The organism is Saccharibacillus endophyticus, from assembly GCF_013185185.1.
GTDB lineage: Bacteria > Bacillota > Bacilli > Paenibacillales > Paenibacillaceae > Saccharibacillus > Saccharibacillus endophyticus.
On record NZ_JAAZWE010000002.1, the window covers coordinates 13,624 to 26,474 of the forward strand.

Here is a 12,851-nt window from a genome sequence, read left to right on the forward strand (position 1 = left end):
ACGAAGAAAGGAAGTGATGGAATGTTTTCCGTCCTTCGCAACCTCGGCTGGTTTTTCCGGCAGGAAAAAAGACGTTATCTGATCGGCATATTTTTCCTCGTCATCGTCGGCGTGATCGAATTGCTGCCTCCGCGGCTGATCGGTATCGCCGTCGACGATATCGCCGGCGGACTGATCACGACCGAGCGTTTGTTCATGTACATCGGTGGCATCTTGGCCCTGCTTGTCATCATGTACGGAATCACGTACATATGGATGCGCCAACTGTTCGGCGGCTCCAACTTGGTGGAACGCCTGCTGCGCAGCCGCTTCATGGCTCACCTGCTGCGCATGACGCCTCCGTTTTTCGAACGGAATCGGACCGGCGATTTGATGGCTCGCGCCACCAACGACCTGCGCGCCGTCGCCATGACGGCCGGATTCGGGATGCTGACGCTGACCGACTCGACCCTTTTTCTATTGACTGTACTGCTCGCCATGGGCTTTATCGTCAGTTGGAAGCTCACGCTCGCCGCCTTGATCCCTCTTCCGTTCATCGCGATCGGCATGAGCATCTACGGCAAAATCATTCATCAGCGCTACACCGTTGCCCAAGATTCCTTCGGCGACATGAATGACCAGGTCCTCGAATCGGTAGCCGGCATTCGCGTCATCCGTGCCTATGTACAAGAACGCCATGACGAGAAGCGCTTCTCCGACATCACCAACGACGTGTATAAAAAGAATCTGGCCGTCGCGCGCGTAGACGCCGTATTCGAACCTTATATTCGGCTCTGCGTCGGTCTCAGCTATCTGATCGGTCTTGCGTACGGCATCTATCTGGTGTTCCGCAGCGAGCTGACGCTCGGCGACCTGGTCACGTTCAATATGTATCTGGGCATGATGATCTGGCCGATGTTCGCAATCGGCGAGCTGATTAATATCATGCAGCGCGGCGGGGCTTCCCTGGATCGCGTCAATGAGGTCTTGTTCACCAAAGCCGATATCCAAGACCCGCAGAATCCGACCGACGTCGCCGCTCCCGATACGATCGAGTTCCGCGACGTCACGTTCCGTTATCCGACGTCGACCGTCGATAATCTGGAGCATGTCAACCTGAAGCTCCGTGCCGGACAAACGCTGGGCGTCGTCGGGCGTACGGGCAGCGGCAAGTCTACCCTGCTCAAGCAGCTCTTGCACGAATATCCGACAGGGACGGGCGACATTTTGCTATCCGATACCTCGATCGAATCGCTAAGCAAAGATCGTCTGCATAGCTGGATCGGTTATGTTCCGCAGGAACAAATTCTTTTTTCCAAAACGGTTCGCGAAAATATCCGTTACGGAAAATCGGATGCGGACGAGACCGAGATTATGGAAGCGATCCGAACGGCTGCTTTCGAAGGCGATCTGGAAACGCTCTCCGACGGCCTGGAAACCAAAGTCGGGGAACGCGGCGTCTCACTCTCGGGCGGCCAAAAGCAACGCGTTTCTCTGGCACGCGCTTTTATCGCCGAGCCGCAGATTCTGATTCTCGACGATGCGCTGTCTGCCGTCGACGCACGGACGGAAGCCCGCATCATTCAAAATATCCGCGAGAAGCGTGCGGGTAAAACAACGCTGATCTCGACTCACCGTTTGTCTGCCGTCGAACATGCCGATCATATCGTCGTGCTGGAAAAAGGACGCATCGTCGAACAAGGCACGCATGCCCAGCTTGTCGCATTGGGCGGCTGGTATCGCGAACAATTCGAACGGCAGCAGGTTGAATCCAATCTCTCCTCCGAGGAGGTGCAAAACGATCATGGAGTATAATTCCGAACGACCCGAGAACATTTCTTCGACGCCCAAAAAACAAACCGCGCGAAGGTTGTTTCAATACGCTCTGGCTGCAAAAGGAACCTTTATCGCAGCCATCATCGCGCTTGCGATCGGCGTCGGTGCCGAACTGGCCAGTCCGTTCATCGCCAAAATGATGATCGACGATCATATGATGGGGATCGAAAATCCTCATTATCAAACCGCCGAAGCAAGCGAAGACGCGGTTGCTTATCAGGGTGCCTATTATAAACGCGGCGACCGATTCGCGGAAGGCGAAACCCGAGGCGAAGAGGTTCGCATTCTCCAAGTCGGGCGAAGTTTCGTATTTGTCGATGAACCCGTAACGACGCCCGAAGGCGATCGCAGCTTTGCGGACGGCACGTTGTCTATTCGGACAAACAGCGGCACGGATACGTATCCGGCACAGCAGTTATCCAAAGAAGAGCTATTCGACTTTTATTCGCCGGAAATTCCGGGCATCATCAATCTCGTCTTGCTCTATCTGCTGTTCCTGGCGATCTCGATCGTGATGGAGTTCGGTAAAACATACTGGCTCCAATCGTCCGCCAACCGGGTCATCCAGAAGCTTCGCCTTGATCTGTACGCGCAGATTCAGCGGCTTCCGGTCAACTTTTTCGATAACCTGCCGGCCGGCAAGGTTGTCTCGCGCGTCACCAACGATACGGAAGCGGTAAAAGACCTGTTCATTGCCGTACTGTCCAACTTTACGACGGGAATCGTGTATATCACGGGAATTTATGTGGCGTTGTTCATTCTCGACCCGCGCCTTGCGGCGGTTTCGCTGTTCATCGTTCCGTTGATTATTCTGTGGATCTATCTGTACCGCAAAGTCGCGACGAAATACAACACGATCATTCGCTCGCGCCTGAGCGAGCTGAACGCGATCATCAACGAATCGATCCAAGGGATGTCGATCATTCGCGTTTTCCGTCGGGAAAAGCAAACGGAAGCCGAATTCGAAGAATTGAACGGCGATTACATGAAGCATCAGAACAAAATGCTGAATTTGAACTCGTTCACGTCCCACAACTTGGTTAACGTGCTGCGCAATATCGCGTTTACCGTGGTCATCTGGTACTTCGGCTCCTCGACCATCGACGGTGCCGCATCCATTATCTCGTTGGGGGCCCTGTATGCGTTCGTCGACATTCTCGGTCGTCTGTTCCAGCCGATTACCGGCATGGTGAACCAACTGGCCGCGCTCGACTCCGCCATGGTATCCGCAGGGCGGGTGTTCGAATTGCTGGATGAAAAAGGCGAGAACGTCACCGACGGCGGCATGCCGCGCTACAAAGGAAACGTCGCTTTCGACAATGTTTCTTTTGCCTATAACAAAGATTATGTATTGAAAAACATTTCGTTCGAAGCGAAGCAAGGACAAACGGTCGCCTTGGTCGGTCATACCGGCTCCGGTAAAAGCTCGATCATCAATCTGCTGTTCCGCTTCTATGATCCGCAAAAAGGCACGATCACCATCGACGGTCAAAGCGTTCGCGATCTGCCGAAGCAGCATATCCGTCAGCATATGGGCATCGTGCTGCAAGACCCGTATCTGTTCACCGGCACGATCGCGTCCAATGTCAGTCTGGGCGATGAACGGATCAGCCGAGAACGCGTCGAACAAGCCCTTAAAGAAGTCGGCGCAGACAAGATTTTGTCCGATCTTCCCGGCGGCTTCGACGAACCGGTTATCGAAAAAGGCAGCACGTTGTCCGCAGGCCAACGCCAATTGATCTCGTTCGCCCGCGCACTCGCTTTCGACCCGGCGATCCTGATCCTGGACGAAGCGACCGCCAATATCGATACCGAGACCGAAGCGTTGATCCAATCCGCCCTGAATGTTCTGAAACAAGGCCGCACCACCTTCGTCATCGCCCACCGCTTGTCCACGATCCGCAGCGCAGACCAAATCATGGTTCTTCACCGCGGCGAAATCGTCGAACGCGGCAACCATGACGAACTGATGGCCGTAGGCGGCCGTTACTTCCAGATGTACCAGCTTCAACAAGGCGGCGGCGATTCCATCACTCCCGTCACCGGAAAACCCGATTCCGGCTTCGAAGCCCGCCCTGCTTTCGGCGGAGCGAACGGAGATTAAGAAGTAAAGTCGGCAGGTCGGTTATCGATTGGATTCGATGAGCGATAAACGACTTGTCTCGACTTGCTTTCAATCTTTATGAAGTGTGTTCTCATTGGTTTTATCTCTTCTTCCCTGCCCTCATTAGGCCAAACAAAAAGCGTTCCCGACGGGAGCGCTTTTTGTTTGGTAAGTTCTACGCTTTGAATAGGCTACCCAGGCATAGGGGAAACTTCAGTGTAGGTGAAGCATTTCGAAGAAATGCACTTCGGAAGCCTATGCTATTAGCGTTCGCCTTTGAACTTGGGAAGCGCCCTTATTCAAATTAAATTCAGCTTCCCAAGTTCAACACGCGACCGGAACGAAGTTTCCCCGGCGCCCCCACGCCTTTTCAACGAACAGGACTTACCCAAACAAAAAGAGCGCCCCGAATCGGAGCGCTCTTTGCTTTGCCTAAACTCTTATTTTAATAGTTTCGCGTCCGAAGCGCCTGTTTCTCCGCCCGTTTGTTCAGCCACGACTTCCGAAGGCGTACCCGTCAGATACGTCGAGACTTCCGCGTCCGTGATCACCTGCGGATACATCATGCCCGATTCCGGCTTGGTAATGCTGTATTGGATCGTCGCTTTGCCGCCTTCGTATTTCACATCGTCGATTTTCAAACCGTAGCCCGGATTCGGCAGCGAAGCTTTCAACGTTGCTTTCACCCGTCCGTCGGCTTCTTTCGCTGTTGTCACGCCCACTTCCGTTACCTCCGTTCCTTCGCCGACATTGCCGTTGTCTCCGCCGACTTTATTGATGAACTCAATCGCATTATACACCAATTCCGCGGCTTCCATCCGAGTGATCGGGTCTTGCGGACGGAATTCGCCGCCGGGAGAAATAATGCGCATGTTGCCGAGCGTTTGGATCGCGCCCAGATGGTCGCCCGTGAATTCTTTTTCGTCGTCGAAGAAAATGTACATTTTAGTCGTCGGATATTGGCCTGTCGTGTTGATACCTTCAAGGAGCAGACTTGCGAATTGTTCACGAGTCATTTTTGCGCTGACCGAATCCGTTTTAGTTACGGTCTTGATGCCGTTGTGCAATGCAGCTTCATAAGCCGGAGCGTACCAAGCGTCATTGTTGAAAGAAGGGACCGGAATGTAATCCACGCCCGGGTCCGTTTCAAGGCCGAAAGCGTTCACGATCAATTGAACGGCTTGAGCATTGGTCAGATCGACCGAAGGAGCGAAAAGATCTTGCCCGATTCCTTTCATCACGCCCATCTGCTGCAAGGATTGAGCGATCTTGGCGTTATCTTCGTTTTGAATGTCGCTGTACGCGGATGCCGATGCTGCGAATGCGAACGATCCTGCCATTACCAGAGCTGCACAAGCTTTTACTGTCTTTTTCATGGTTGGGTCACCTCTTGTATGATTTTCTCTTTCTCACCCTTCCAGACGCAGCGTGTTTCGAAAAGGTTGCAGGGAAAAGAAAAAGTCCTGTTCGGAAAACCGGTAACCGAAGCTGCGGGAGAAATTCGTTCAAAACGCTGTTTCACTCATAAAGCCTTCGGCTTTACGAGTTCAAAGGCGTTTTTCACTGAATTTCTCCCTTCGCTTTAGTTTCGGTTACGAACAGGACTTTTTCTGAAGGTGAAGATAAATGACTATAAAATGATCATTAAATTTCTTCCGGCGAACGAACGCCGAGTAAATTCAGTGCCCAACGAAGTCTCTCGGCGGCCAAGCGGGTTAGTTCCAGGCGAATCTCCTTATCTCCTGCCGCAGCGCTGAGCACCTTGTTATGATGGTAGAAGCGGTTGAACAGTTTAGCCAAATCCAGCGCATAGCGCGCAATGGCCGAAGGCTCGTGGCGCTGCACGCCGCGGTGAAGCTCTGTTGCGTAATCGCACAAGCGTTTGAGCAATTCCCAGGATGCTTCGTCCCATTCGTATGACGATGTCCGTTTTTTCAATGTATCCGGGTCTATGGTTCCGCCGTTCGCTTCGATGCCTTCGGCTTTTGCTTTACGCAGTACGCTCCGCGCCCGGGCATGCGTATACTGCACGTAAGGTCCGGTCTCTCCTTCGAATTGCACGGCTTCTTCGATCGAGAAATTGATCTCGCCGATCCGGTTGTTTTTCAGATCTCCAAACACGATGGCTCCGATCCCGATCGCTTCGGCAACAGACTCGCGATTTTGCAGTTGCGGATTTTTTTCTTCAATAATTGCAGTTGCTCGCGTTACGGCCTCGTCCAATACCTCTTCCAAAAAGACGACTTTGCCTTTGCGCGTCGACATCTTTTTCCCTTCGAATTTCATCAAGCCGAACGGGATATGCTGACAAGCCGATGCCCAATCCCGCCCCATTTTGTGCAACACCGCGAACACTTGCCGGAAATGCAGCGTTTGCTCCGCGCCGACCACGTACAGCAGCTTATCCGCTTCCAGCACGTCGTGCCGATAGATGGCAGTCGCCAAATCGCGCGTCGGATAAATCGTCGTGCCGTCGGATTTCAGGATCAAGCAAGGCGGCATGTTCGCGTCACCCAGCCGGACGACCTGCGCGCCTTCGCTTTCTTCCAGCAGCCCTTCGGCTCGCAGCTCCTCGACGACGGCTCCCATTTTATCATTGTAAAAGCTTTCGCCCAGTACTTTATCGAACGAGACGCCCAAGCGTTCATACATCCGGTCAAACTCGCTCATGCTCACATCGACGAAGTACCGCCAAAGGTTCAACGCTTCTTCGTCTCCGCTTTCCAACCGGCGGAACCAATCGCGCGCTTCGGTCTCCAGCGTCGGATCGTTTTCGGCTTCGTCGTGGAATCGAACATAAAGGGACAAGGATTCGCGGATCGGCGCGGCCTTCAAACGTTCCTCGCTGCCCCAACGCTTATAAGCCGTGATCTGTTTGCCGAACTGCGTGCCCCAATCGCCCAAATGATTGACGCTGACCGCGCGATACCCCGCCTCCTTGTACATTCGGTATAAAGCAGCTCCGATGACCGTCGAACGCAGATGGCCTACGCCGAACGGCTTGGCGATATTGGGCGAAGACATATCGATCACGACGGTCTCTCCGTTGGGAGCGGCGGTTCCTCCTTCCGCCTGCGACAGCAGCGCGACCGAATGAAACGAGCGATCGAGTCGAAAATTCAGGTAAGGCCCTGCGGCCGAAGCTTCCGTTCCTTCCAGTTTAAAACGCTCCGCCAACTCGGACGCGATCTGCTGCGGCGCTTTGCGAAGGCTTTTGGCTAACGCGAAGCAAGGAAAAGCGGCATCCCCCAATTCCGGATTCGGCGGCAGCTCCAACATGGGCTCCGCCGTTCCTTTTTCCCATTCCAATAACATGTCCAGTTCTGCTCCGATCCGTGCTAAACTCATCCTTTTCTCCTCCTTGGTTGTCATGGAAAAACGCGCAAAAAAGCCCTCGCCTCATAAAGAGACGAGAGCTTGAATTCCCGCGGTACCACTCTTGTAGTCCTCTGCCGTTTCGTAACGAAACCGGCGCGAACCTCTCGATCGGCGATAACGGCGCCGTAACCGGTCGAATCTACGCGGAAACGCCCCTGCATTTGCCGGGCACTCGTTCGAATCGACGTCTCCCGGGTGCGCTTCTCCGACTGCCGCAGTGCCGGCTTCCACCTCCCCGGCTCGCTGTTTCCGCTATGGCTGACTCGGATACTCTCCCGTTCAAAGACATTGTCTGAAAAAAGACCGAATTCCGCCGGGCGGTTCGATCCGTCTTTTTGCCATTATAGAGCGTCGAACCGAGAGAAGCAAGCCGGAATCGAATCTTTCATTTTTTACCGGTGATTGATTACATTTGAAAATATTATTTTTTTACCAACTCGGCCGCTTAACCGGGTTCAACGAATACAGGGTCGTTTAAGATATAAGGGCGCTGCTGCGTCTAAATGGCTTGTCCAGCAAGCACACATCTTCATTCAACACGAGGAGGAGTCATAGTTTTGAAAAAGAAACGTTTCGTTTATCCTTTGGCACTGGTTGCGGTATCGCTCTTGCTGCTGCTTGCCGCCTGCACGCCCGAATCCCGTTCTTCTTCCGGCACGCCGACGGCCGCTACCGGCGAAGAACCGAAGGTCACGCTCGATTTCTGGACATTTTGGGGTTCGGAAACCCGACGCCCGATCATCGAAAAAATCATCGACGATTTCAACCAATCGCAGGATCGGATCATGGTCAAACATACATATCTTCCGTTCGGCGATATCTGGACCAAAAACCTGGCTTCCATCGCGGCGGGCAATCCCGCGGACGTGATCGTCAACGATTACGCCGACGTCAACCTGCGCGCGAGCAAAAATCAAAATACCGATCTCTCGAGCTATTTGGCCGAAGATGATATCGAAAGCCGGTTCTATCCCGAACTTTGGAACAACGTGCTGTACGAGGACAAAGCGTACGCGCTTCCGTTCAATACGGACACCCGCCTGCTTTATTACAATAAAGAAGCGTTCCGCGAAGCCGGACTCGATCCCGAACAGCCTCCGCAAACGTGGGCAGAGCTGGAGGAGTACGCGCAAAAACTCGACAAGAAATCCGAAAACGGATACGAGCAGGTCGGCTTCTATCCGCTGTGGGGCGATTTCGGCGTCGACAGCTGGCTGATCAACGGCGACGGCGGGAACGGTTATTTCGACGAAAGCGACCAGGCCGCCATCAACACGCCGGGCAAAGTCGCGACGCTGGAATGGCTGAAATCTTGGCAGGACCGGCTCGGACGGCAAACGGTGGACGCGATGAAAGCCGATTTCGGCAGCGGCGTCAGCGATCCGTTCATCTCCGGCAAAGTCGCCATGTATATCCAGACCGGCACCTATAACACGCAGATCGAGGAGTTCGGCCAGGATCTCGATATCGGCGTCGCCCCGATTCCCGAGCGCGAAGCCGGTTCGGGTCACTGGAGCAGCGGCGGCGGCTTCGTGGTCGAAATTCCCAAAGGCGCCGCTCATCCCGAAGAAGCTTGGGAATTCATCAAATATCTGACCGACGTCGACGCGCAAAAATACTGGGCCATGGAAAACTTCGACAACGTCGCGAATATCGAAGCGGCCGAAGATCCGGAAGCGAACGAAAATCCGGTATACCAAGCATCCGTCGAAAACCTTGCCGATACGAAAGTATTCCAGGTGCCGCTCAGCGCTTCCGGCTATAAAGATTTGATCAATCCGCATACGGACGCCGTGTTCCTCGATAAAGAAACGCCGGAACAGGCATTGGAAGGCGCGGAAAAAGACGTTCAAGCTTTGATGTCGAAAAACCAATAAGACCGAAAACGCATCCTCGACCGCTCCGTTTCACGGGAGCCGCTTCGGCCTCGGCCGTCAGGCGGCTCTCTTTTACCCTTAACGAAGGAGGCTCGCGATGAAAACGACCGCGCAGGCCCGGGCACCGAAAAACGCTCGCAAAAAATTGTCCAAACTCGCGCGCCGCGAAGAGCTTCAAGGCTACCTATTCATTCTGCCGTGGTTGATCGGATTGTTCGGCATCACGCTGTTTCCGATGCTGTTTTCGCTTTACGGCAGCTTTACCGATTACGACGTCACGTCGCGCATGAATTTTATCGGTATCGACAACTATGCGCGCATGTTCGCGGACGATCCGCTGTTTTGGAAATCGCTGTATAACACGCTGTATTACGTTGCGCTGATGGTGCCTTTGACGACGATCGGCTCGGTGCTGCTGGCGCTGATGCTGAACGAAAAGATCGCCGGCATGCGCGTGTTCCGCACGATCTATTATCTGCCGGCCGTTTTGTCGGGCGTAGGCGTTTATTTTCTTTGGATTCAGCTGCTGAACCCGTCGACGGGCTTGATCAACACGATGCTCGGTTGGGCCGGCATTCCCGGTCCCGCTTGGTTGAGCGATCCGATGTGGACGAAACCGGCGATCATCATGATGAAGCTGTGGAGCGTCGGCGGCGGCATGCTGCTGTATCTCGCCAGTCTTCAAGGCGTTCCGTCGCAGCTGTACGAGTCGGCCAAACTGGACGGCGCGTCCGCGTTCCGGCGATTCTGGCATATCACGCTGCCGATGATTTCTCCGGTTATCTTTTTCGACGTGGTGACGAGCTTTATCGGCGGATTCCAAATTTTCCAGGAAGGCTACGTCATGACCGACAGCGGCAACGGAGGCCCGATGGGGTCGTTGCTGTTCTATAACCTTTACATGTGGAACCAGGCTTTCGGACTGTTCAATATGGGCTACGCGATGGCGATGGCTTGGGTGCTGTTCGTGATCGTGCTGGTGCTGACCCTGATCAACCTCCGCATGTCCAAACGCTGGGTGTATTACGAAGGAGGCGATGACTGATGGGACGACCGGCCCTTTCCTCGACAGGAAAAAGAAAATCCGGCGAGCCGATCGACGCTTATAACGTTCCGGTCCGCAAACGCCGCATGAAGCCGCGCGAAGTTTTCCTTTTCGTTCTGCTGTCGGTCGGAAGCTTGCTGTTTCTGCTGCCGCTGTGGTGGATGATTTCCACCTCGCTGAAGTCGCCGCAGGAAATCGCGCAGTATCCGCCGACGTTCATCCCGAACGAATTTCATTTCGAAAATTACGTGCATACGTGGCAGGCCGCTCCGTTTACGCTGTACGCGTTCAACACGCTGATGCTTGCCTTTTTCGCGGTCGTCGGCAACGTACTCATGAATTCGTTCATCGCCTACGGCTTCGCCCGCATCGCGTTCAGAGGCAAAAGGTTCTGGTTCTCCGTGCTGCTGGCCACGATGATGATTCCCGGCTTCGTGACGCTGATTCCGCAGTACGTGCTGTTTTCCAAACTGCATCTGGTCGGCACGTATTACCCGCTGATCATCCCGCAGTTTCTCGGCAGCGCCTTTTACATCTTCATGCTGCGGCAGTTCTATATGGGCATCCCCAAAGAACTGACCGAAGCCGCGAAAATCGACGGCGCGAACCATCTGTACATCTGGGCGAGAATCGTGATTCCGTTGTCCAAGCCCGCTCTCGCCGCCATCGCGGTCTTCGCTTTCAACGGCGCCTGGAACGACTTCCTCGGCCCCCTGCTTTACGTGAACGACGAGGTCCTCTACACGCTGCAGATCGGCCTGCAATCCTTCCGCGGCAGCGTGCAGACGCAGTGGAATTACTTGATGGCCGGTTCCGTGATCGTCCTGCTCCCCGTCATCATCCTGTTCTTCCTGTTCCAAAAGTATTTTATCGAAGGCATGAATTTGACCGCGGGAACGAAAGGTTAAAAGCATCGACGCACCGTCTCGCCATTACAGCTTTAAAAAAAGCTTCGACAGGATATTCCCCTGTCGAAGCTTTTCATATTTAACGCGATTTCTATTCGACTGCCGACTCGAATGAAAAAGACCGATCTTTCTTTACCTATGCAAAAAAAGACCGCTTCAGACGAAGCGGTCTTTTGACGTAAATTTCTATACACTTCGGAAGCGTATGCTGGCAATTTCTCCCGCAGCCGCTCCAACGAGTCGAAATTTAAGCCGTCACCAGCACGCTACGGCAGATGCTCGCGCACTCCCGGCATACTTCTACGCATTCTTGGCAATGTTCGTGCTTGTGCTTCATGCACTCGTCGGCGCAAGCGTCGCAAGCTTTCGCGACCAGTTCGCAAATTTCGGCCACGAACGGGCTGTTGCGCGTCATGGCTTGAATGGCCACGCCGCACAGGTCCGCGCATTCGCGGTCCAGTCTCAGGCATTCGCGAAGTTCGAAAATATCAAGGCCTTTCAGGCTCGAAACGTAGCTGACGTTGCAGACGTTCATGCAGCGGATGCAGGCGTCGATGCACTCTTTATATGTAGTCACGGTCAATTGGGTCATGTTGTATTCCTCCCGGTTGTAGGTTGAGGCTTGTCAGCCTTCGATGATCCTCATTACCCGAAAGATTACAAAATTGAAACCCTCGCCGCCTACTTGCTTATGCTTGCGCTTCTTCTGCTTCTAACGCTTCCAGCTTCTCGCGCAGCTCGGCGGCCGAAAAATGTTCGCCGATAAATACCGCCATATCATCCAACTTACCCTGAGGCGTAACTTTAATGAAATCAAGTTCCCGGAAAGCATATTGGAACAAGAAACGACTTGCGGTATCGGAGAACGTCAATAATCCTTTTGCCCGATAAATTTCACGCGGCAGCGAAGAAATCAGCGCTTCAAACCGTTCGCTGTCTACCGGATTTTTGAAACGATGCGTATACGAAGTCACGTGTTCATGCCCGGAACCCAGCATATCGAAGCGTCCGCCCGGCGTCTTTTTTAAAGGGCCGTTCTCTACTCGCTCTGCCGCAAAGCCAATATTCAATAACGCTTCAAAGTCCGCTTCGCAGCGAATCGCGCGGATCACGGGAGCATACGCATTCCATTCCGCGATCGCTCGCTCAAGCTCTTCGGCTTCCTGTTCGCTGACCCGGTCCATTTTATTCAAAATGATCACGGATGCGCAGCGAATCTGATCCTGCATCAGAGCATACGTGCGTCCTCCGCGATTGCGATACATCTCCAATAGGTGAGCGGCGTCGGCTACGGTGATCAATCCTTTGATATCGATCCCCGCATACATCGCCGTTTCGGTCGCGGAGTCCAGCAGATCGATCGGATTGGCAGCGCCGGTAGCTTCGATCAATACCACATCCGGCCGATCCCGCTCCACCAGCATCGCCAGCTCTCCCGCCAAGTCTTCGCGCACGGTACAACAAATGCAGCCGCCCAGCAGCTCCGCTGTCGGAACCTCGGAGTCGACCAGCATGCCGTCCAAATTCACGTCGCCCAGTTCGTTAATGATGACGCCGGGTTTTAAGCCTTGCCCCTGCCAATAGGCAACCAACTTTTGAAGTAACGTGGTCTTGCCGCTGCCCAGAAAACCGGACAGCAAATATACCGGTACAACCTTATTCATCTATGTATACCTCCTGTATGCGTGGATTGAAATGTTTAATCGCGAAGCGCGTGCCCGAGG

General features: G+C 53.8%; 9 protein-coding genes. 5 read left to right on the plus strand and 4 right to left on the minus strand.

All coding sequences use genetic code 11. The features are described from left to right. Positions 1-21: 21 nt before the first annotated feature. Together HRQ63_RS05945 and HRQ63_RS05950 are read left to right on the plus strand one after the other, a co-directional pair. Positions 22-1,794 (plus strand): ABC transporter ATP-binding protein, encoded by a 1,773-nt coding sequence (locus HRQ63_RS05945; RefSeq protein WP_172240693.1) that lies wholly within the window; start codon positions 22-24, stop codon positions 1,792-1,794. Then, positions 1,784-3,919: an ABC transporter ATP-binding protein gene (locus HRQ63_RS05950; protein ID WP_172240696.1), complete on the plus strand. Its 2,136-nt coding sequence runs from the start codon at positions 1,784-1,786 to the stop codon at positions 3,917-3,919. The genes HRQ63_RS05945 and HRQ63_RS05950 overlap by 11 nt, the downstream gene beginning before the upstream one ends. A gap of 440 nt (positions 3,920-4,359) precedes the next feature. Here HRQ63_RS05950 and HRQ63_RS05955 read toward each other — a convergent pair whose 3' ends face one another. Both HRQ63_RS05955 and argS read right to left on the minus strand, forming a co-directional pair. Next, on the minus strand, positions 4,360-5,295 hold the full coding sequence (locus HRQ63_RS05955; protein ID WP_172240699.1) for an S-layer homology domain-containing protein: 936 nt from the start codon (positions 5,293-5,295) through the stop codon (positions 4,360-4,362). A 268-nt stretch (positions 5,296-5,563) separates the two neighbouring features. After that, positions 5,564-7,234: an arginine--tRNA ligase gene (gene argS / locus HRQ63_RS05960; protein WP_229714286.1), complete on the minus strand. Its 1,671-nt coding sequence runs from the start codon at positions 7,232-7,234 to the stop codon at positions 5,564-5,566. Positions 7,235-7,854: 620 nt separating this feature from the next. Between argS and HRQ63_RS05965 the strand changes: the two genes are divergently transcribed. The 3 genes from HRQ63_RS05965 to HRQ63_RS05975 all read left to right on the plus strand — a co-directional run bounded on the left by HRQ63_RS05965 (position 7,855) and on the right by HRQ63_RS05975 (position 11,127). After that, on the plus strand, positions 7,855-9,174 hold the full coding sequence (locus tag HRQ63_RS05965) for an ABC transporter substrate-binding protein (RefSeq protein ID WP_229714257.1): 1,320 nt from the start codon (positions 7,855-7,857) through the stop codon (positions 9,172-9,174). A gap of 97 nt (positions 9,175-9,271) precedes the next feature. Further along, complete coding sequence (locus HRQ63_RS05970; protein WP_172240715.1) at positions 9,272-10,219, plus strand: carbohydrate ABC transporter permease; 948 nt, start codon at positions 9,272-9,274, stop codon at positions 10,217-10,219. Next, complete coding sequence (locus HRQ63_RS05975; RefSeq protein ID WP_172240717.1) at positions 10,219-11,127, plus strand: carbohydrate ABC transporter permease; 909 nt, start codon at positions 10,219-10,221, stop codon at positions 11,125-11,127. Before HRQ63_RS05970 ends, HRQ63_RS05975 begins: the two co-directional genes overlap by 1 nt. Positions 11,128-11,374: 247 nt before the next feature. Here HRQ63_RS05975 and HRQ63_RS05980 read toward each other — a convergent pair whose 3' ends face one another. Next, positions 11,375-11,719 (minus strand): four-helix bundle copper-binding protein, encoded by a 345-nt coding sequence (locus tag HRQ63_RS05980; RefSeq protein WP_172240719.1) that lies wholly within the window; start codon positions 11,717-11,719, stop codon positions 11,375-11,377. Positions 11,720-11,816: 97 nt separating this feature from the next. Beyond that, positions 11,817-12,791: a CobW family GTP-binding protein gene (locus HRQ63_RS05985; protein ID WP_172240721.1), complete on the minus strand. Its 975-nt coding sequence runs from the start codon at positions 12,789-12,791 to the stop codon at positions 11,817-11,819. Positions 12,792-12,851 lie beyond the last annotated feature (60 nt).